The organism is Symbioplanes lichenis, assembly GCF_030709675.1.
Classification (GTDB): domain Bacteria; phylum Actinomycetota; class Actinomycetes; order Mycobacteriales; family Micromonosporaceae; genus Actinoplanes; species Actinoplanes lichenis.
On the sequence record NZ_JAUZQD010000017.1, the window covers coordinates 41,637 to 62,448 of the forward strand.

The 20,812-nt window shown below is 73.0% G+C and carries 13 protein-coding genes; 7 read left to right on the forward strand and 6 right to left on the reverse strand.

The annotated features are described in order from the left end of the window. Positions 1-62: 62 nt before the first annotated feature. Positions 63-1,130: a LacI family DNA-binding transcriptional regulator gene (locus RAN62_RS33755; protein ID WP_305788894.1), complete on the reverse strand. Its 1,068-nt coding sequence runs from the start codon at positions 1,128-1,130 to the stop codon at positions 63-65. A gap of 261 nt (positions 1,131-1,391) precedes the next feature. Here RAN62_RS33755 and RAN62_RS33760 point away from each other — a divergent pair, with 261 nt between their 5' ends. The 3 genes from RAN62_RS33760 (at position 1,392) to RAN62_RS33770 (ending at position 4,805) form a co-directional block, all read left to right on the forward strand. Then, positions 1,392-2,819 (forward strand): DUF2252 domain-containing protein, encoded by a 1,428-nt coding sequence (locus RAN62_RS33760; RefSeq protein WP_305788895.1) that lies wholly within the window; start codon positions 1,392-1,394, stop codon positions 2,817-2,819. Beyond that, positions 2,816-3,226: a pyridoxamine 5'-phosphate oxidase family protein gene (locus tag RAN62_RS33765; protein ID WP_305788896.1), complete on the forward strand. Its 411-nt coding sequence runs from the start codon at positions 2,816-2,818 to the stop codon at positions 3,224-3,226. The genes RAN62_RS33760 and RAN62_RS33765 overlap by 4 nt, the downstream gene beginning before the upstream one ends. 511 nt (positions 3,227-3,737) lie before the next feature. Further along, positions 3,738-4,805, forward strand: a complete 1,068-nt coding sequence (locus RAN62_RS33770) for a glycoside hydrolase family 43 protein (protein WP_305788897.1) — start codon at positions 3,738-3,740, stop codon at positions 4,803-4,805. Positions 4,806-5,354: 549 nt separating this feature from the next. Here the strand turns inward: RAN62_RS33770 and RAN62_RS33775 are convergent. After that, positions 5,355-6,380: a hypothetical protein gene (locus RAN62_RS33775; RefSeq protein ID WP_305788898.1), complete on the reverse strand. Its 1,026-nt coding sequence runs from the start codon at positions 6,378-6,380 to the stop codon at positions 5,355-5,357. Between the two features lie 342 nt (positions 6,381-6,722). On the opposite strand from RAN62_RS33775, the gene RAN62_RS33780 reads away from it, so the two are divergent. Continuing rightward, complete coding sequence (locus RAN62_RS33780; protein WP_305788899.1) at positions 6,723-7,160, forward strand: hypothetical protein; 438 nt, start codon at positions 6,723-6,725, stop codon at positions 7,158-7,160. Positions 7,161-8,407: 1,247 nt separating this feature from the next. After that, on the forward strand, positions 8,408-14,818 hold the full coding sequence (locus RAN62_RS33785; protein WP_305788900.1) for a hypothetical protein: 6,411 nt from the start codon (positions 8,408-8,410) through the stop codon (positions 14,816-14,818). Positions 14,819-14,959: 141 nt separating this feature from the next. Here the strand turns inward: RAN62_RS33785 and RAN62_RS33790 are convergent, their stop codons facing one another. From RAN62_RS33790 to RAN62_RS33800, 3 genes are read right to left on the reverse strand one after another with little or no spacing between them, the layout of a single operon-like run. Further along, positions 14,960-16,312 carry a GGDEF domain-containing protein gene (locus tag RAN62_RS33790; RefSeq protein WP_305788901.1) on the reverse strand — a complete coding sequence of 451 codons (1,353 nt, stop codon included), beginning with the start codon at positions 16,310-16,312 and terminating at the stop codon, positions 14,960-14,962. A 43-nt stretch (positions 16,313-16,355) separates the two neighbouring features. Then, a complete protein-coding gene (locus RAN62_RS33795) occupies positions 16,356-17,540 on the reverse strand; it encodes an ABC transporter permease (RefSeq protein ID WP_305788902.1) in 1,185 nt (394 codons plus the stop codon). Next, positions 17,537-18,556, reverse strand: a complete 1,020-nt coding sequence (locus tag RAN62_RS33800) for an efflux RND transporter periplasmic adaptor subunit (protein ID WP_305788903.1) — start codon at positions 18,554-18,556, stop codon at positions 17,537-17,539. Before RAN62_RS33800 ends, RAN62_RS33795 begins: the two co-directional genes overlap by 4 nt. 227 nt (positions 18,557-18,783) lie before the next feature. On the opposite strand from RAN62_RS33800, the gene RAN62_RS33805 reads away from it, so the two are divergent. Continuing rightward, positions 18,784-18,981, forward strand: coding sequence for a hypothetical protein (locus RAN62_RS33805; RefSeq protein ID WP_305788904.1), 198 nt, complete (start codon positions 18,784-18,786; stop codon positions 18,979-18,981). Positions 18,982-19,085: 104 nt separating this feature from the next. Then, on the forward strand, positions 19,086-19,793 hold the full coding sequence (locus tag RAN62_RS33810) for a DUF8817 family protein (protein ID WP_305788905.1): 708 nt from the start codon (positions 19,086-19,088) through the stop codon (positions 19,791-19,793). A 189-nt stretch (positions 19,794-19,982) separates the two neighbouring features. Here RAN62_RS33810 and RAN62_RS33815 read toward each other — a convergent pair whose 3' ends face one another. Beyond that, positions 19,983-20,729: a L,D-transpeptidase family protein gene (locus RAN62_RS33815; protein WP_305788906.1), complete on the reverse strand. Its 747-nt coding sequence runs from the start codon at positions 20,727-20,729 to the stop codon at positions 19,983-19,985. Between the last annotated feature and the right edge of the window lie 83 nt (positions 20,730-20,812).

The window sequence follows — 20,812 nt, forward strand, 5'->3', positions numbered from 1 at the left end:
GCGGCGCCCCTGCCCTCCCGCGGCGCTGCCGGCCCTCGGCAGCGCGGTCCTCGGCGCGGCGGCTACTGCTCGACGGGGCGGCGCTCCGGCTCGCGGGGGCGGGGCGCGACCGGGCGGACGGCGGGCGGGGCCACGCTCGACCGCTCCACCAGCGACGGGGCGATGACGATCCGCTCGGGCGGCGCGTCGGGGTCGGCCAGCTGGGTCAGCAGCGAGTCCAGCCCGGCCTGCGCCACCTCGGCGAAGGCGGGCCGCACGGTCGTCAGCGGCGGGATGAAGTACGCGGCCTCGGGCACGTCGTCGAAGCCGACCACCGACACGTCGTGCGGCACCCGGCGGCCGTGCTCGCTCAGCGCCCGGAGCAGCCCGAGCGCCTGGTGGTCGTTGGCCGTGAAGACCGCAGTGACCTCCGGCATGCGGGCCAGCATGCGCCCGGCGTCGTAGCCCGAGGCGGCGGACCACTCCCCCGCGACCGTCGGCGGCACCTCGGCCCCGGCGGCTTCCAGGGCGGCTCGCCAGCCTTCGATCCGGCCCGCGGCGTCGTACCAGTCCGGAGGGCCGGAGACGTGCCAGACCGTCCGGTGCCCCGCGGCCAGCAGGCACTCGACGGCGAGCCGGGCGCCGGCGGCCTGGTCGACCGTGACCAGCGAGTGCGGGCGCAGCGGGTTGCCGTCGATGGTGACCAGCGGGACGTCGGCCGGCATGTCCTCGAGCGCGTCGTCGGCCGACGCGACCGGGGCGATGACGACGAGCCCGGCGACCCGCTGGTCGAGGTGGCGCTCCACGGCACCGGCGATGGACTCGCGGTCGAGCCGGCCGACGCTGCCCACGCTCACCGCGAAGCCCGCCTCGGCCGCGGCCTGCTCGAACGCGGCGAGCAGCGAGGCCGGGCCGTACAGGGTGCTGTTCTGCGCGACGACGCCGATGAGCTGGGAGCGGCCGGTGACCAGGGCCCGGGCGGCGCGGTTGGGACGGTAGCCCAGCTCGGCGATCGCGGCGCGCACCCGCAGGCGGGTCTGCTCGCGGACGTTGGGATGGTCGTTGAGCACCCGGGAGACCGTCTGGTGGGACACCCCCGCCAGCTTGGCGACGTCGGTCATGGCGGGGCTGCGGGCTCCCCTGACGTCCATCGCCGCACCTCGTCCCTGTAATGTGCGGTCGCAACCGCGAGGCACGGCGGCGCCGGTCGATGTGTGACCGGACGATCACGCCGTGATCACCGCATCGTAACGCCGGACCGGGCGCTCTTGTCCATCCGCCGCGGCGTCCCGCCATGTGGACCCGTGCAGGCATTGTTAGCGATAACAAGGCGACCGTCAACGGGCTCCGCTTGATCGACTTTTCCCGGCTGCGTACGTGCGGCTTTTCCCGGCTGCGTACGCTCGGCGCTGATGGACGTTCCGATCGAAGCGCCGCCCAACGGCCATGTCGTGCTCGACACCCGCCGGGACGAGGGCTTCACCTCCCTGCGCCGCCCCGCCCCGCCCCGGGCCGAGCGCTACGAGCTGGGCCGTTCCCTGCGCGACCGCTCCCCCCGCTCCGACCTGGCGCACTGGCGACCGGCGAGCGGGCGCGTCGATCCCGTCACCCAGCTCGCCGAGGCCCACCAGGGGCGGCTCGACCGGCTGATCCCGGTGCGGGTCGGGCGCATGCACGCGTCGCCCTACGCCTTCCTGCGCGGCTCGGCGAACATCATGGCCGACGACTTCGCCACCCTCCCGCACACCGGCATCACCCCGGTCATCTGCGGCGACGCGCATCTCGGCAACTTCGGTTTCTACGCCTCGCCGGAGCGGGAGCTGGTCTTCGACCTCAACGACTTCGACGAGGCCCACCCCGGCGCCTGGGAGTGGGACCTGCGCCGGCTCGTCACCAGCGTGCACGTCGCCGGGCGCCAGAACGGCTTCCGCGAGCACGCGTGCGCCGACGCCGTACGCCATTGTGTCGAGGAGTATCGCGAGCAGATCCAGTACCTCGCCGAGCAGCCGCTGCTGGCCCGCTCCTTCGACACGCTGGACGTCGACGACCTGCGCAAGGCGGCGAGCAAGGCGTCCTTCAAGGACGAGATCGAACGGGCGGCCCGGCGGGCCCGGCGCCGCACGAGCGACCGCGCGCTGCCCCGCTTCACCGAGCAGCGCGACGGCACCGCCCGCCTCGTGCAGGAGCCGCCGCTGATCACCCGGCCCAGCGACGAGGACCTCGAGCGGCTCGCCGGGGCCCTGGACGGCTATCTCAACACGCTGCCACCGCACTGGGCGCGGATCCTGGCCGGCTACCGGATCGTCGACATCGCGCACAAGGTGGTCGGCGTCGGATCGGTGGGGCTCCGGGCGTACGTGGCGCTGTGTGAGGGAAGCAGCCCCGACGACGTCGTCTTCCTCCAGCTCAAGGAGGCCCGGCGGTCCGTCGTCGCGAAGCACCAGCACGGCGCCGCGGCGTGGCACCGGCACCAGGGGCAGCGCGTCGTCGAGTACCAGCAGGCGCTGCAGACGGTCAGCGACCCGCTGCTCGGCTGGACCACGGTCGGCGACCACCAGTACTACGTGCGGCAGTTCCGCGACATGAAGGGCGCCATCCTCGTCGAGGACATCAGCGCGTCCGCCCTCGAGGACTACGCCGGCATCTGCGGCTATCTGCTGGCCAAGGGCCACGCCCGGACCAGTGGCGCCTCGATGATCGCCGGGTACATCGGCGGCAGCGACAAGCTGGACGACATGCTGAGCCGGTTCGCCCGGGCGTACGCGGACCAGGTCGAGGCCGACCACCAGGTGCTGGTGGACGCGGTGCGGCGAGGAGCACTACCGATGGAGATCGCATGAGTGGGCAACTCGACCTCGGGGCGCCGCAGGTTCAGGAGTTCTGGACCGAGCGGCATCTCTGCACGCTGACGACGCTGCGGGCGGACGGGTCGCCGCACGTCGCCCCGGTCGGCGCGACGCTCGACCTGGCGGCCGGACTGCTGCGCGTCATCTCGTCGGGCGAGTCGGCCAAGGTGCGCCACATCCGCAATGGGCAGACCCGGGTCGCCGTCTGCCAGTTCGAGGGGCCGCGCTGGTGCACGGTCGAGGGTGTGGCGATGGTCAACGACGATCCGGAGGCGGTGGCCGAGGCGGTCAAGCGGTACGCCGAGCGCTACCGTCAGCCGCGCCCCAACCCGCGCCGCGTCGCCATCGAGATCACGATCACGAAGGCGCTCGGCTCCGCCTCCCTCGGCGCGCCGCGGTAGGCCTCTCCCAGCTTCGCGAACCGGCCGCGGTAGCCCCTTCCCGGCTTCGCGAACCGGCCGGGGATTCCGCAACAATCCCCGGCCGGCCCACCTGTCATCGTAGAGAACCTCAAGATCGTTCGGCTCGTGCTCGCGGCCGTCCCGGTTCCGGATCTCGGCCGGGGCCGATCCGCCCTTCCAGGGGTGGCGTGCCCCGCCTCGCCGCCCGTGGTCGTCGTCGGTGTGGCGCCGGCCTTCCTCCCGGGCGGCGTGGCGCCGGCCTCCCGCCCGCGCGGACCCTTCCCGGGCGGATCCCTCTGGGCGGATCCCTCTGGGCGGATCCCTCCCGGGCGGAGATCCATCACGGGTCGATTTATCCGGGTGGATTGACATCGATGAGAGTGAGATCGATGCTCGGGGCACGGTCAGGGCTGCTTCCCCGTCCCGCCGCCCCGCGCAGCCTGCCCGGACGTCATCCCCGCCGGCCCCCACCGGCACGGCGTCGCAACGGCGGCAGACCCCGGATGTGACCATGAAGATTCCCCGCCGTCTGTTCGGCCTCGGCGCGCTCGCGCTCGCCGGTGTGCTGGGCCTCACCCAGGTGGTGACGATGGCCGGCCGTGCCGACGCCGCCCAGACCTCCCTCCGCGCGGCCGACCCCAGCGTGCTGCGGGTCGGCTCCACCTACATCTCGGTGCAGTCGGCCGGCAACGGCATCCAGGTGCGCCAGGCCTCCTCTCCCGACGGGCTGGCCGCCGCCGCCGCGACGCGCGTCTATCAGGACCCCGGCCTCGGCGAGCTGTGGGCCCCCGAGATCCACTACGACGGCGGGCGCTACTACATCTACTTCACCATGGGTACGGGCTCCGCCCACCGCATGTACGTGATCAGCTCCACGTCCCCGGCCTCCGGCTTCGGCGCCGCCACGAAGCTCAACCTGCCCGACGACAAGTGGGCCATCGACGGCACCATGTTCACCTTCAACTCCCAGCGCTGGTTCGTCTGGTCGGGCTGGGCGGGCGACACCAACGTCGAGCAGAACCTCTACATCGCCCGGATGAGCAGCCCGACCGCCGCCACGGGGGCGCGCTATGTGATCTCCCAGCCCCGCGAGAGCTGGGAGCGGGTCGTCGGCAACCCGTTCATCAACGAGGGCCCCGAGGCCATCAAGGACCCGAACGGCCAGCTGCACATCGTCTACTCCGCGAACGGCAGCTGGAGCGACCAGTACTGTCTCGCCGACCTCCGCCTGCGCGCGGGCGGCGACCCGACCTATGTCTGGGACTGGTACAAGAGCAACGGCTGTCTCTTCGGCAGCAACCGCAGCACGATGATGTCCGGCTGGGACCCGACCCTCAATGTCAACGGGCCTGGTCACCACACCTTCGTCCTCCTCAACGGCGACATCAACACCAGTCCCCCGGCCGGCCCCCGCTTCCCCCTGATGTTCCACGCCGTCCCGAAGGGCACCCCGTACTCCTGGGCCAACCGCTACTGGTACACCGGCACCTTCACCTGGTGGGGCAACACCACCTACACCCGGGCCAACGTCCCCGGTGCCACGACCAACACAGGCTGGAGCCTCAAGTTCTTCGAGTGACCCACCCTCGGATCGGGCCGCTTCCCCTCGCGGCCCGGCCCGGTGTGACACTCGGGCCCGGCTGACCGCGCCCACGGCCCCGGGTCAATCGGCGCCATGAGCATGGCTCGTCCCGCCACGAATCCCGGCCGCTCATGCTCGCGGCTCCGCAGTGCCGGCGACGCGGCTCGGCTCATCGCGCCATGGCTCAGGTCCGCCGGCGCGGCTCAGGGCGAGGCCGGCGCGGCGCTGCTCAGGGGGCCGTCGAAGCGCGGCTCAGGACGGGCCACCACGGCGCGGCTCAGGACGGGGCCGTCGGAGCGCGGCTCAGGGCGATGCCGGCGCGGCGCGGCTCAGGACGGGGCAATCACGGCGCGGCTCAGGGCGAGGCTGGCGCGGCGCGGGTCAGGGCGCCGCCGGCACGCGGCTCGGGGTCGCCGGGACGCAGCTCGCACTCGCCGAAACGCAGCTCGGACCCGCCGAAACGCAGCTCGGACCCGCCGAAACGCAGCTCGGACCCGCCGAAACGCAGCTCGGACCCGCCGAAACGCGGCTCGGCGGGTGGCCGGGTTATTGGAAGGTGACGAGCTCGGGGACGTTGCTGAACTTGAGGAGGTCGCGGGCGCCGTAGCGCTTGATGTCTTCGTCGTAGAAGAGCTTGTAGCCGAGGTGGAACTGCTGGGGACGGCGGAGGCGGTCCCAGGTGGCGTCCTTCTCGGAGCGGGTGCCGAAGCCGTCGACGTGCTGGACGAGGGCGAGGCCGGGGCGCTTCTGGATCTTGCTGATGTCGGGGAGCATCGAGGACCGGAACTGGTGCACGACGAACAGCTTCTCGGGCAGCCGGTGCTGGGCGACGAGGCCGGACACGTACGCGGAGACGCGGTTGACCTCGGCCGCGCTCACCTTGCCGATCGTCTTGCCCGGGACCTTGCCCGCGGGCATGCGCCACTCGGGGTCGAGGGCGAGGCCGACGTGCGGCTGGACGAGGAAGCGCTCGAGCTGCTTCGCCTGGGGCAGGAAGTCGCCGCGCCCCGGCTGGAGGTCGAGGATGACCATCACCTTGTTGCGGCGGGCCTGATCCACGTACTGCTGAATCTTGCTCAGCGGGATCATCTGGCTGTAGTCGCCGTCCCGGCCGGGGCCGGCCTGCGCCACGCTGGCGATCAGCTCGTAGGCCGGCTGGATCTTGCGGTCGCCGGCGAACGGCTTGGCGGCCGCGCGGAGCTTGGGCAGCATCGTGTCGGGGCTGCCCTCGCCGAGGACGCCGAGCGTGCCGGTGCCGGCCGTGCCGTAATAGGCGACCACGCGGTAGTCGGGGAAGATCTTCGTGCCGCCCAGGGGCAGCTGCTGGGTGTCTCCGCCCGCAGTGGACGGCGCGGCAGCCGACTGGCCCGGCGCCACGGATGCCGCCGCCGAACCGGAGGGCACGGCAGCCGGGTCCGAAGGTGTGGCAGCCGCGTCGGAGGGCGCGGCCGATGCCCCCGGACCACCGGAGGGGTTGCCGGCCGACGGCGCGGCCGAGGAGTCGGCGTCGTTGGTGCCACAGGCCGCGAGGGCGGCCACGAGCAGGACGGGCAGAACACGGCGCACCAGCACATCGACCTCCTTTGTCGGCGAATTGGGGGCCACCGTAGCGCGACCGGCGGGCATCGGCAGCTCGGAGAAGCGGGTTGAGCGGCCGGGAGGACGGTGTCCGGGCAGGTCACCGGGCCTGCGAGAAAGAGGCATGACGCCTGCCACGCCGCTACGTGAGGTTTGTGCGGAAGCGAGCCGCGGGCGGGCCGGGGACAGCAGCGGAAGCGGGCCGCGGGCGGGGCGGAACAGCAGCGGAAGCGGGCCGCGGGCGGGCCGGAACAGCTGGTGACGACGTATTGACGGGTCGGCGGGGGCGGCGGATCGTGGAGGTACGCCCGTTTCGCACGGGGTGAGGAGTTCGCCGTGAACCTTGTCGACGTCGGGAAGCTGGCCATCATCACGTTGACGCCCACGTTGCTCGGGGCGGCGGTGGTCTTCGGGCCCCGCGTCTGCTCGGCCGTCGCCCGCGTGTGGACCGACCGGACTCCGCACGATCCGGAGCCGCTCGGCCCGCCCATCGAGCAGCTCGCCGCGGACCTGCGCCGGCTGTTGCGGCTGCACGATCATCTGACCCGGTCGGCGCATCTCGCCATGCGGGCGCACCGGCTGTGGGCGGTGGAGGCGGCCATCGGGACACGCGCGGTGGAGACGGCCCGGGCGCTCGGCGTTGCGCATCCGGAGCCGGAGCGGCCCGGCGACCTCACCCGGGTCGAGCTGGCGGCGCTCCTGCGTTCGCTGACCGCGGCGGGTCTGGTGCTGCCCGAGTCGATCGGGCACTTCACCAGCGACGGGCGCCTCTGAGCCCCGCCGCCGCGCCGACCGGCGAGAGGGGACACACGGCCGGAAGCAGAGGACGCGGGGCCGGCGCGAGGGGGCCGCCGTCGGCGTGACGAGGACGCGCGGACAGCAAGAGGGGAACGCGCGGCCGGCGCGGGGAGACAAGGGACGGCCGCCTCCCACGGGGGCGAAGGAGACGGCCGTCGTTTTCCTCGATCGAAACGGGGCGAGGAGGAGCGCCACCGTTTCGCGGGCCCCGGCGGGCTCAGCGGGGGGGAGCCGGCACCGGCCGGGGAGTTTCTGGCGCACCGCCGCCGGACAGAGCCGGAGCGGCTGAGACGCGGACCGCAGCTCTGGCTGGGCCGCGGTGGCACGGCCCGGGAACGGGCCGCGACAGCTGCCGCCGGCCCGGAACCGTGACGGCCCGGCGTCAGGCGCGGGGCGGTTGGTTGGTGAGGGTGTCGAGGGTCCAGGCGTCCAAGCGGCGGAGGGCCGTCCGGAACGTGGCGCGGACGGCGCCGAGGTCGAGGCGCGGCATGGTCCGCTCCTTTCGGTCGGTGTCGTGTATCTGTCAGTCGGCGGCTCACGGATCGAGCCCACCGGGAACCGGCACTGCGCCGGGCCGGTCACCTCCACAACCGTGACACCGGCACCGGCCATGATCCGTGGCTCGCGGACGTGTCCCTCGCCACGCTCGCCCGGGCACCCCGGGCGGGTGCACATAACGGACGATCCAGGAGGGACACCGGCGGTTCCGTCACGGTACGTGTTCGTAACTTCGGGACCCGTGGTGGCGTACCCAAGGGAAGTTGTTGTGAGGGGTCTCAGCCGTGTCTTAAGAATGGGTTAATTCGGAGCCTGATCCATGGCGGCGAAACGCTTGGGGCGCTTGAGAGGAGGCGTTGCACCCGCGAATGTCGCCATCACTCTCCGTCGAGGACTTTCGATCGAGGCTCCGGCGCGCCGCTGAAAAGACGCTGGATGTGAACCGAACGGGCGTCGGACCCGTACTGTGCGTCGAAGAGCTTTTCCCGGCGGCCGCGGCGACCGGGCGGCCCGGCGGCGCCAGGGGGCGTCCTCGGGTCGGGTGACTAGCCTCCGTGGGCGGTAGCGCGCGGCGTAAATCCGTGGTTAACCTTCCAACCCGACCGGGCTGAGGGGAGCCCGGCCGCGCGGGCGACCGCACGCGGGAGCGAGGACGGGGGGACACGGATGCGGCAGCAGCAGGCCGGATCGCAGCTCCTCCACGCCCGCCTCGGCGGGGTGATCCGATGAGCTACGAGGACGACGAGTACTGGGAATCCGAGTACGACGACAAGCGCCGGCGCAAGCCGTACGTGGAAACGACCGCTACGGCCCGTGACTCGTACGCGGATGCGGCTGTCGAGTCGCGCTGGGGTCCCGAGGTGCGCCGCCCCGTCGCGCGCGAGGACGACGCGCCCCGCCCGCCCGAGACCCCCGACTCCGAGCCGGCCGTCGACGAGCTCGCCGAGCGCCGTCAGCGCCGCCAGGGCGGTTACAAGCGGTCACGAAGCCGCGACAAGCAGATGGAGCAGGCCTTCGACGCCGACCGGCCGAGCTGGCTGGACGACCCGGGGTTCGAGGCCGCCGATCTCGACACCGCCCCCGTCTCCCCCGCCATGGGCCTGGGCGGCTGGGAGATCCGCAGCATCGACTTCGACGAGCTCGAGTACGACGACCGCGAGTTCGACGCCGACGACTGGGAGACCCAGCGGCGCTACACCGCGGCGCAGCGGGCCAAGCGGATCGAGACGTCGTCCTTCTGGGACGGTGACCTCGAGGCGGAGCAGGAGCCCCCGCGCCAGCCTCGGCGCGACGACGACTCCCGGCCCGCGGCCCGTGGCAGCCGATCCCGGGCGGACTACGACACGCCGGAGGAAACGGACGACGGGCGCCGGGAGGTTCCGGGCGAAGGTGGCAAGCGGAAGCGGTTCGGGCGGCGCGATGCCGGGGCCGAGCGCGGCGGGTCCGCGGATCGTTCGGCCGGTGAGCGGCGGCGCGATGACGCCGGTGCTTCCGATGAGGGGCGGCGGGGGCGTGGGTCGGCGCCGGCTGCGTTCCGGCGGGAGGACGAGGCGCCGCGCCGGGACAGCGAGTCGCGGCGGCGGGATGTCGACCGTCGGGGCGCGGAGCGGCGGGACTCTGAGCCGGCTGATCGGCGGGACGCGGATCGGCGCGAGGCTGACCGGCGGGACTCTGCGCGGCGGGACTCCGACCGGCGGGACGACCGTGGGCGGCGGGGTGATTTCGCTGCTCGCGATGAGCGGGGGCGGGTTGACGCCGAGGGGCGCGGGCGGGTTGACGCCGGCGGCCGGGCCCGGGTCGATGGCGGGCAGGGTCGTGCCGGTCTCGACGGACGGGATCCCGGCGCGCGGGATCGTGGTGCGCGTGAGCCTGGTGGGCGGGATCTGGGCGCGCGGGATGCCGGGCGGCGGGACGAGTTCGGGCGGGATCTCGGTGGGCGGGACGACCGGCGGCGTGTCGGTTCCGGTGGGCGGGACGAGCGGCGGCGCGGGGAGTTCGACGAGCGGGACGGCTGGGGCTTCGACGAGCGCCGGCGGGGACGGGTGGAGTTCGTCGGCGACGGCGGTTATCCGCGACGCGCCGAGGGTGGATACGACGAGGCGGCGCGTTATCCGGTTCGCGAGGACGCCTCGCCGCAGCGGGACGACGCATATCCCCGGCGGGACGAGGCGGCGGCTTTCCGGCGTGAGGACGAAGCTGCCGCGTACGCTCCGGAGCGCTCGAGTGACGCGCCTCAGCGCGAGCCCGTGGTGTTGCAGGGCGAGTTCTACGAGCACGACACGCCGGCCGTGGCGCCCGGGAACGCCGGGCGGTTCGCGGCGGCCGCACGGGTCGGCGAGACCATTCGTTACGACGACGGCGTGCCGGTGGTGGACGAGAACCGTCGGCGTGTCGAGGAGACGGCTCGCTTCGATCAGGACGGCGCCGCTGCTGGGACCGGACCGCGCGCTCAGCTCGAGGGTGCTCCCGGCCAGGACCAGCGGGAGGGCGCCGGGGCGGATGATCCGCATGCGCCGTACCGTCCGCCGGCCGCGCCTGCCGCCTCCGTGCAGCAGCGGGACACCCAGGAGGACAACCCGCAGGGTGCTGCGCCCCGGGTGATCAGCCGGGCCACTCCACCGCCCGCGCCTCGGGTGATCAGCAAGGCGACGCCGCCGCCTGCTCCCCGTGTGTTGAAGGCCGAGCCGCCGGCGCAGCCTCGGGTGGTGGGGGCGCCTTCGGAGTCCGCGCCTACTTCGCCGGCTCCGGCGTTTGCGCCTGGGTCGCCCGTTCCGGGGCAGCCTGCGGCGGCGGCACAGGGTCCGGGTGGGTCCGGCGCGCCGAATCAGCAGGCTGGCTCTCACGGCGTGCCGAACGAGCAGGCCGCGTCTTACGGCACGCCCAACGATCAGGGCGCGTCCTATGGCATGCCGAGCGAGCAGGCTGTCCCTTACGGCGCGCCGAATGAGCAGGGCACGTCCTACGGCGCGCCGGGGCAGCAGGGCGGTTCGTACGGCGCGGCGGGGCAGCACGGCGCTCCGCCGGCGGGTCAGCAGCGATCGGCGGGTGCGGCTCCGGCGGCGCATGAGGACGCGCGGGGTGGGGCACGTCCGGCGCGTGTCGGGTACATCACGTCGGACGGGCCGATCATTCCGCCGGGGCAGGATCATGCTCAGCGGTCGCGGGCTTCGGCGCAGGTGCCTCAGCAGTACGGCCGGCCCGAGGGTGCGGACCAGCAGTGGGGGGCGTACGCGCCTGGTGCGGCGGCGGCCGGTCAGCAGTGGACGCCTGGCGCGGACGGCTCGGGTCAGGCTGGCGCCGTGCCGCAGCAGCCTGTTTCGGGGCCGCCGCCCGGGCTGGTCTCTCAGCAGCCTGGTTCTGTGCCGCCGTCTGCGCCTGTATCTCAGCAGCCGGTTCCTCGTACTGCTGGCGCCGGTGCTGGTTCTGCGGCGCAGTGGGACGGGGGGCGCCAGCAGTGGCCGGTGCCTTCTCAGGAGCAGCGGTCAGATGAGCGGGCGCCGGTTTCGCCTGCCGCTTCTTACTCGGCTGGCGCGGCGGGGGTTGCGTACCCTCCGGTGTTGCCGGAAAGCGCGCCCACTCCGGTGCCGCCGGCGGCCACTCCCCCGGTGCGACGGCCTGCCGCTGGTGCGCTGCCGCAGCGGCAATCGGGCGCTGCCGTGCCGCCTTCGGCGGGTCCGACATCCGCGGCTCCGCCTTCCGTGGTCTCGCCTTCCGCGGCTCCGCATTCCGCGGTTCCGCCTTCCGCGGCTCCGCATTCCGCGGCGGAGACGAGGGCTTACCCGCCGCAGGCGCCTACGTCGGGTGGCGCGCTGGCAGGTTCTGTCCACGGTGGGCAAGGGGCGTTGCCGCAGCCTCAGGCATGGCAGGCGCCGCAGACTTATCCGCCGGGCGCGTATCCGGAGCAGGGGCAGACCTATCCGCCGGGGGCTTACCCGGAGCAGGGGTGGCAGGCGCCTCGGCAGCACGCTCACCCGGAGCAAGGCCGGCAGGCGTGGAACGAGAACGCGCAGCCGCAGGGTCATGGCACGCCGGACGGTTCGTCGTGGGCAGCGCAGGCGGGGACGCCGCAGAGTGGGCTTCCGTACGCTGGACCGGCGCAGAACGGCATGCCGCAGAGTGGCGCTCCGTATGGTGGGGCGCCGCAGGGCGAGGGGATGCCGCAGAGCGCCGTGCCCTACAGCGGCGGTCCGCGGGGTGCTGTGCCGCCGGGACATGCGGGGCCGGCGGCCGGGTCCTGGGGTGAGCAGGGCGCTTCCGGTCCGGCGGCTGGGCCTTGGGGTGGGCAGGCGGCTTCGGGGCCGGGCGACGAGTGGCGCGGGTCCGAGACGGTGGAGCGGCCGATTGTCGGTGGGCCGCGTACGGCGATGATTCTGCCTACCGGCGACGGGATGCCCGTGCCTCCTTCGCTGCGGCCGCCGTCGCGGATGGCGCCGGTCAGTGGGGCCGGGGTCCAGCAGGATCGGCCCGTCAGTGGTGGGGCCGGCCAGCGTCCGGTGAGTGCTACGCCGCAGCCGCCGATCAGTGCGATGCCGCAGCAGCCCGGCGGGGGTGTGCCTTCGCAGCCTGGCAGCTTTGCGCCGCAGCCGCCGATCAGTGGTGCGCCTCAGCAGGTGCCTGGGAGCGTTCCGCCGCAGCCGGGAGCGCCGGGCGGCGAGGGGCCGACGATGCCGATGGCTCGGGCTGGGGTTGTTCCGGTGCCGGCGCAGCGGGGGCCGCAGTCGGATCGGGCGCTGCAGCCGGGTCAGGACGAGGTTGCGCGGCAGGTTGAGGCGGCCCGGCGGGCTGAAGAGGCTCGGCGGGCGGAGGCGGCTCGGCAAGCCGAAGAGGCTCGGCAGGCTGAGGAGGCTCGGCGCGTCCAAGAGGCTCAGCGGGCTGAGGCTGCGCGACAGGCGGAGGATGCGCGCCGTGCCGAGGCCGCACGCCAGGCCGAGGAGGCTCGGCAGGCAGAAGAGGCTCGGCGGGCAGAGGCAGCACGGCAAGCCGAAGCCGCGCATCAGGCCGAGGTCGCGCGACAGGCTGAGGAAGCTCGACAGGCGGAGGCTGCGCGGCAGGCTGAAGCGGCGCGCCTGGCTGAGGAAGCACGTCGGGTCGAGGAAGCCCGGCAGGCGCAGTTGGCCCAGCGGGCTGAGGAAGCGCAGCGGGCTGAGGCGGCAAGGCAGGCTGAGCAGACGCGGCAAGCTGAGCAGACGCGGCAGGCTGAAGAGGCTCGGCGCGTGGAAGAGGCACGCCGGGCCGAGGAGGCTCGCCGGGCGGACGAGGCACGCCTTGCTGAACAGACACGCCAGGCTGAGGCGGCGCGACAGGCTGAGGAGGCTCGGCAGGCTGAGGCTGAGGCTGCGCGGCAGGTGGCGGCTTCTCGGCAGATGTTGCAAGGGCAGGCTGGGGCGTCCGGGCCGGGGCAGGTTTCCGTGGTGCCGCCGGCTTCGCGGCCGGGGCCCAATCCGGCGGCCAATGCGTTGCCGATCGGGCGGCTTGCGGTTTCCGGGCCGGACGCGCCTCGGAAGTATGCCGATCAGGAGTTGGGTGCCACCTGGTTCGGGGCCAAGCCGGAGGGCGGGTCAGCCGAGGCGGGTTCGGCCGGCGACGGCTCGAGCCTCGACAGCGCTGCGGATTTGGCCGGCGACCGATCGGGCGTCAGTGGCGCTGCGGATTCGGCCGGCGACGGTTCGGGCGAGAGGGGCGCTTCGGGTACGGACGGTGCTGGAGGCGGGGCGGTCAGTGCTGTTCGCGCCGAGGGCGGTGCCACGGGCGGCGCGGTGTCGGGTGGCAGTGCGGCCGGTGACCAGGTAGCCGGTGCTGGCGCCGAGGGACGTGGCGCTGGCGGGGATGGCTCGGAAGCTCCGGGAGCTACAGAACCTGCGGGCGCTGCGGGTGCTGCGGGTGCTGCCAGTGCTGCGGGTGCTGCCAGTGCTGCGGGTGCTGCGGGTGCTGCCGGCGCTGCAGCTCAGGGTGCGCCGGAGGCTTCGGGGGCTTCGGCCGAGCGCGGGGCGGAGTTGCCGGATGCGCGCGGGGTCGTACTTGATCTGGACATCACCGGGCTCATGAGTGGGATCGTTGCTGCGGCCGACATGGTGCGGCCGTTGCAGGCGGGCGCCGAGACCGAGAGTGTGCTTGGCGCGGAGTCGAAGGGCCGAGCCAGCGCGCAGACGGGCGAACGAGCCCACGCACAGACGGGTGAACGAGCCCACGCGCACACCAGCGAACAAGCCAGCGCCGAGGCGGGCGATCGAGTCGGTGCGGATGCGGTTGACCAAGCCGGCGAGCCGGTGGCAGGCTCGGTCGAGCGGCAGCCGGGCAGCGCGGGCGGCGCCGGGACGGGCGGCACGGCCGGGACGGAAACGGGTGGCGTCGCCGGGACGGAAACGGGCGGCGCGGCTGGGACGGAGCCTGGGGCGGACGGCGCCGGGTCGAGGGACGCTGGAGCGTCGGAGCGGGATTCTCGGGCGGTTCCTCTGATTGCGGGCGAGGCTCGTGGGCGGGGCCCGCGGGTGCCGGTGAAGGAGAAGCCGCGGCCGTTGGGGCCGGAGGATCTGGCGGCGATCCGGTGGCGGTTGGACGGAGCGACGCTCAAGGAGATCTCGGACGACCGGGATGCGTTGCGGGAGCTCGGGGAGCGGCTGGACGGGCCGCTGGCCGACGAGCTGGACAACGTGGCGCGGGCGGGATTGTTGAGCGTGCGGGCCGAGGTGTACCGGCTGCTGGACGAGTTGGGCATGGCCGCCGCCGCCAGTCGGCTGGCGCTGGCGCACGCCGAGTCGGCCGGGGACGTGCAGGCGATTGTCATCGCGCAGGCGGAGCTGGCGCATGTGCTGCGGTTGCGGGGCGACTATCAGGAGGCGGACCGGCTGTTCGAACAGGCGGCCAGCTCGGAGGCGCCCGATCAGCTGCGCAGTGTGGTGCACGAGAACGCCGGGCGCAGCGCCTTTGATCAGGGGCGGCACATGGAGGCGCTCGATCACTTCACGCGGGCCGTGCGGTTGGGGCTGCCCGAGGATCAGGAGCTGATCCAGCGGATCGATGTGGCGCTCGAGGCGATCTACATCCACGTGCTGCGGGACGGGTGGGGGCCCTATCCGCGGCTGCGGCGGGAGATCCTGGGCCTCGTCAAGGCCGCCGACGCCGAGCAGGGCAGCTGACCCCGAGCCGGCGACGGCCGACGGCGACGTGCAGCACGCTGCGGACGACAGCTGGCGACGACATGCAGCGCGCGGCGGACGACAGCTGGCCACGGTCGACGACGACGTGCAGCGCGCTGCGGGCGACAGCTGACGGGGGGATCAGGGGCGAGGGTGGGGGACGGCCGGCGTGATCGTCGGGACGGCGTCCACGTTCTGTCTCGGGCCGGCCAGGGTTGTGCGGCCTCGGCCGGTGGATTTGGCTTCGTAGAGGGCGGCGTCGGAGGCGGCCAGGAGTTCGTCGATCGTGGTGGCGTCGGCGGGCAGGGTGGCTATGCCGATGCTCAGGCTGGGCGGGCCGCCGGGTAGGTCCGTGTTCGCGGCCACCAGGCTTCGCAGGTCTTCCGCGTAGCGGGCGGCGGTGAGGCGGGCGACCGGGCCGGCCAGCAAGGTGGAGGGACTGGCGAGCGAGGCGTCAAGGCCGGCGGACGAGGCGGCAAGACCGGCCGGCGAGACGCCAGGACCGGCGGGTAAGGCGCCAGGACCGGCCGGCGGCCCGAGCCGCAGGAGCAGGACGAACTCGTCGCCGCCCAGGCGCGCCGCGATGCTGCCGGCTTCGGGAGGCGAACTCGAGCCGGCGGGCGCTGCCTCGAGAAAGCCCACACTGCCCGAGCCACGCGCGGACCCCACGCCGCCCGAGCCAGGCGCAGACCCCACGCTGCCCGAGCCACGCGCGGACCCCACGCCGCCGGGGCCGGGCGCGGATCCCACAAGCGGGCCGGTCAGCGTACGCAGGGAATCGGCGACCGCTTGCAGGGCCGCGTCGCCGGCGGGGTGGCCGTACGTGTCGTTGATGATTTTGAAGTGGTCGAGGTCGATGCTGAGCAGGGCGAGGCTGCCGCCGGTGCGCCGCGCCCACTCCCCCGCCTCCGCCAGCGACCCGGTGAACGAGCGCCGGTTGGCCAGCCCCGTCAGCGGGTCCGCGTTGGCCTGCTGTTCGAGGTCGGCGCGCAGTCGACCGGCCCGGGCGCGGAGACTGGACACGACGATCGTGGTCATGGTCATGGCCAGGGTCATCGCCACCCAGTCGGACAGGCCCTGGGCGGCGCCGAGCACGTGGAGCACGACCGCCGCGTGACCGGCGAAGACGAGGGCCAGGTTGGCGTAGAGCTGGCGGCGGGGCAGGAAGTTGGCCGCGTACAGGACGGGCCACAGATAGAAGAGCTGGGCGCCGGTGCTCGCGTCGCCGGTGCCCAGGTTCAGCCCGGTGACCAGGGCCGTGGCGACGACCGGGGCCGCGTACCAGAAGAGGGGCGGGAGGATCGCCGGGCGCAACCAGCAGATCAGACCGGTGGCCGTCATGAAGAGGGCGGCGGCGACCACGGCCGCGATGCCGGCCGCCGGGACGGTGGGCCAGATGACGCCGGTGACGAGCACGTACGGGGCGCCGGCCAGGGTGAGGTACGCGATCGCGCGCGCCGCGCCGGGCTGGTCGCGCAGCCGGGCCTCCCTCACCCACACGTCCGTCAATCGGCCGGCGGGGGCCCGAGGTGAGGGTTTACTCGGTGCGGAGGGCCTCGACGGGATCCAGCCGGCCCGCGCGCTGAGCCGGAACCACCCCGAAAAGGATCCCCACGGCGGCCGACACCCCGAACGACAGCGCCAGCGACCACCAGGTGATCGCGGCCGGGACCGGCGACAGGGCGTCGACGAGCAGCGCCGCCGTGCAGCCGAGGGCCATGCCGAGGACGCCGCCGATCGTGGTGAGGAGCACGGCTTCGAGCAGGAACTGGATCCCGATGTCGCGCGGGCGGGCGCCGACCGCCTTGCGCAGGCCGATCTCGCGGGTGCGTTCGCGGACGGAGACCAGCATGATGTTGGACACGCCGACCCCGCCGACCAGCAGGCTGATCCCGGCGATCGCGGCGAGGACCCCGGTCAGCACGCCCAGGATGTCGCCGAGCACGCCCAGGATCTGCTGCTGCGTGACGGCGCTGAAGTCCGTGCCGGGGTGACGTTCACCCAGCGTACGAACGATCCGCGCACCAAGCTCGTCGATGCGCGCCCGGTCCGGGGCCCGGATGGCCAGCCCGTCGATCCGGTCCGTGCCGAGGAGCCGCTGCGCGGCGGTCACGGGTACGTGCACCTCGCTGTCCCGGTCCACGCCGAGGCTCTGCCCCAGCGGCTCGAACGTGCCGATCACCCGGAACCGCACCCCGCCCACGGTCACCTGGCGCCCGATCGGATCCCGGTCCCCGAAGAGTGTGTCCGCCACGGTGGCGCCCAGGACCACGACGCGGCGGCCGGTGCTCACGTCGGAGCGGGTCAGGTACGCCCCGCGGTCGAGCCGGCGGACGAACACGCCCGGCGTCGTCTCGAGGACGCCCTGCATGCTGCCGAAGACCGAGCGGCTGCCCGCGCGTACCGTCTCGCCGGAGGCGATGGTCACCGCGACGCGCGACCGGTCGCCGACCACCCGCGTGACCGCGTCGGCGTCGTCCAGCGTGAGCGTGCTGACCGCAGGCGCGGATCCGGCCTCGAGCCGACCGGGTACGACGATGAGCAGGTTGGATCCGAGCCCCTCGACCTGCTGTTCGATCTGGCGCCGGGTGCCCGTGCCGATGGAGACGAGTGCGACGACGGCCGCGACGCCGATGACCACGCCGAGCATGGTGAGCAGGCTCCGCAACCGGTTGGCCCGCAACGCGCCGACGGCGACCCGCCACGCCTCGGCAACCCTCACGGATGCACCCGGTACGACACCCCGCCGCGCGCGGACGTCGTCGGCAGCAGATCCACGGACCGTACCGTCGCGTCCCACGTCACCCCGGGCGCCGCGTCCAGCTCGACCGTCCCCTTGCCGCCCGGCTCGACCAGCAGGATGTCGGTCTCGTCGACCTCCGCGGTGACACCCGGCGCGCTGATGTCGACCACGGTCAGGATCGGCGTGCCCACACCCACGGGCGCGCCCACCGGCAACGCCTCGCTCACCCCGGGCAACGGACCGGAATTTCCGGCGGCCGCCGTCGGCAATAGGTCGGTCAGCGCGGGGCCGGTCATTGTCCCGCTGCCCCCGAGCTGCACCACCCCGGCGACCGGAGCGCGCAGGGTCAGGGCGTCCACGGCGGCCTCGGCCAGGTCGTACGCCTGCCGGGCCTGCACACGCTGCGCGGTGGAGAGCGCCGCGACCGCCTCACCCACGCCTGCCACCCCCCGCTGCAGCGCCCGTACGGTCTCCGCGGCCGCCGTGGAAGCCGCCAGGTACTGCTTCCGCGCCGCGTCGAGCTGGGCCGTCAACGCCTTCGCCACGGCCGGATCGGTCACCTCGGCGGCGTGCTCGCGAGCCGTGGCGAAGGCTTGCTCCGCCGCCGCGTCGGTGCGGACGCGTACGGCCTCGAAGTCGGACCCGGCAGCGACCGTGCCCCCGCCGGTGGAGGTGGCGTCGAGGGCTTCCGCGGCGGCTTCGAAGCGCTGCTCGGTGGCGGGCGATGCGATCACGGCGACGACCTGCCCCTTGCGCACCCGGCCGCCGGGCTCGACCCGCAGCGCGGCGAGGGTGCCCTCGGCGGGTGACGTGACCGTTCCGGCGGCGCGCGCGGTGACCGCCCCGGAGGCCTCGACGATCTCGGTGACCGTGCCGCGCGTGGCCTGCCCGAGCGTGATGCCCGAGGGCTCGTCGGTGCAGGAGGCGGCCGTCAGCGGCGGCAGCAGGAGGCACGCGGCGAGCGCCACCGCGGCCCGCCGGGGGGTCGAGACCACGACATCACTCTATGCCACGGAAAGAGCACAGATCGGCGCGAAGCCTGCCGATTGCTATCACTATCGGACAGCTCCGGAAAGGATCTAGACAGATACATCAGCCAGTGACATGTTCTTGACGGCGAGTGTTGCACCCGGGTGCCACGCTGGCCGAAAGGTCATTTCAGACGTCACGATGAACCGCGCGACCCCCGCGCCACGTAACCGCGTACGTGAAGGGAAGTGACATGCCCACGATGCAGCGCGCCGACGAACTGACCGTCGTGCACCACGACGACACGGTCAGCAGGTTCACCGACGTGACCTACTCCCTGAGCCGCGAGGGCCTGCGCGTCATCACCGCGACCGGCGACGAGAAGGCCTTCCCCTGTCACGACATCCTGACCACGCACGTCCGGTACGCCCACGACAGCCTGGCCGCCTGAGGCGGCCGCGCTTGGTTTCCGGTCATCGGCCGAAGGGCCGGCCGACGGCGATGATCGGTCATTTCCATGTGCGACGGGCATGCCACGCCGTCTAGGCAGGACGCATGGCCAACGAGACAACCGTCCCCCTGCTGCCGTGCGCGTCCATCGACGACATCGAGAGCTTCTACGGGGTGCTCGGCTTCCGCACCACGTACAAGCAGCGCAAACCCAACCCGTGCGTCGGGGTGCAACGCGAAGGCCTGCACCTGCAGTTCTTCGAGATCGCCGGCTTCGACCCGGAGCAGTCCTACGGCTCCTGCCTCGTGATCACCGAGGACATCGAGGGCTTGCACCGGGCCTTCACGGCCGGCATGCGCGCCGCGTACGGCAAGGTCCTGGTGTCCGGAACGCCCAGGATGACCCGCCCCCGCGCCCGCAAGAACGCCGACGGGATCGGCGGATTCAGCGTCATCGACCCCGGCGGCAACTGGATCCGAGTCTTCAGCAGGACCGCCACCACTCCGGCCCCGGCCGGCCGGCTGGCGAAGGCCCTCGCGAACGCCGTCGTCCAGGCCGACTCCCGGGGCAACCCCGAGCAGGCCGTACGGATCCTCGACAGCGCACTGGCCCGCCCCCGAGCCGGCGACGACCCGGTCGAGCAGGTGGAAGTCCTCGTCTACCGCGCCGAACTCGCGCTGGTGCTGCACGACCCGGAAACCGCAACCGCCATGCTGGCCCGCGCCCGATCCGTCCCGCTCACGGAGGCCGAATCCGAACGAGCGGCGCCCGCCTTCACCAACGCCGCCGACGTCGCGACAGCCGTGGAATAACCCGAAGCACGGCTTTCGGGCGCTGAGGGCCGAACCCCACCCTCCCTGGGGGAGCCCCCGCTGAACAGTGTGGCGGAGAGCGCGGCCAGCTGCGGGGCAGCCTGTGGACAACTTCCCGATGTGGAAAACGCGCGCCGGGCACGGCAACAGCCCGCCGGCAGGAACGCCGGCGGGCCGGGGTGGATCCGATCAGGTGCCGGGGCGACGCCCGTAGACCTTGACCGTGGATCCGATCTTGCCGATGGAGTACCAGGTCTTGGCGTCGGCCGGGAGCATGTTGATGCAGCCGTGGGAGCCGCGCCAGCCGTCGTGGATGTAGGTGGTGGTCTGGTGGAAGCCGATGCCGCCGACGAAGCGCTGCCAGTAGGGCATCCACACCTTGTAGGGGTTCGACCATTCCTTCTTGGTGCGCTTGTTGATTTTGTACGTGCCGGTCGGGGTGCGGTAGCCCTTCATGCCGCTGCGGATCACCGTCGGCTTCTTGAAGACCTTGCCGTTCTTCATGACGAAGGTGGTCTGCTGGGTCAGGCTCACGCAGAACGTGACGCCCTTCTTCCTGGCCTTGCACGCGGCCGTGTTCGTCGAGGCGAGGCGCTTGGCCACGCCGTAGGTCGTGGGGCCGGCGAGACCCGCGGCGGGCTTGATGCCGTACCTCTGCTGGAATTTCTTGATGGCCTTGCAGTCGGCGGCGGACTGCTTGCCGTCGACCGTGACGGCGCCGAAGCCGCCCAGCTTCTTGAGGTAGCCCTCGACCTGCTTCTGGTACTTGCCCTTGGCGCACGAGGCCGCGGCGGCCTTCGTGACGACGACGGCGGCCACCGGCGCCGCCGTGACCACGGGTGCGGCGGTGGCCGCGCCCGGGCTCACGACGGCGGCCAGGCCACCGCCGACCGCGCATGCCGTCAGAACGGCGGCTGTTCGTCCGGAAACCCCCACAGTGTGCCCCTCCCCAGGAAGCCGGAAGACGTGTCTCGATATAGAAACACACCGAAGCGGGGAGGAAGATCGGCAAATTGACT

Excerpts from the sequence above, each read along its gene's own strand:
- RAN62_RS33755 (WP_305788894.1), bottom strand. The coding sequence starts at position 1,130 with ATGGACGTCAGGGGAGCCCGCAGCCCCGCCATGACCGACGTCGCCAAG.
- RAN62_RS33760 (WP_305788895.1), top strand. The coding sequence starts at position 1,392 with ATGGACGTTCCGATCGAAGCGCCGCCCAACGGCCATGTCGTGCTCGAC.
- RAN62_RS33765 (WP_305788896.1), top strand. The coding sequence starts at position 2,816 with ATGAGTGGGCAACTCGACCTCGGGGCGCCGCAGGTTCAGGAGTTCTGG.
- RAN62_RS33770 (WP_305788897.1), top strand. The coding sequence starts at position 3,738 with ATGAAGATTCCCCGCCGTCTGTTCGGCCTCGGCGCGCTCGCGCTCGCC.
- RAN62_RS33785 (WP_305788900.1), top strand. The coding sequence starts at position 8,408 with ATGAGCTACGAGGACGACGAGTACTGGGAATCCGAGTACGACGACAAG.
- RAN62_RS33805 (WP_305788904.1), top strand. The coding sequence starts at position 18,784 with ATGCCCACGATGCAGCGCGCCGACGAACTGACCGTCGTGCACCACGAC.
- RAN62_RS33810 (WP_305788905.1), top strand. The coding sequence starts at position 19,086 with ATGGCCAACGAGACAACCGTCCCCCTGCTGCCGTGCGCGTCCATCGAC.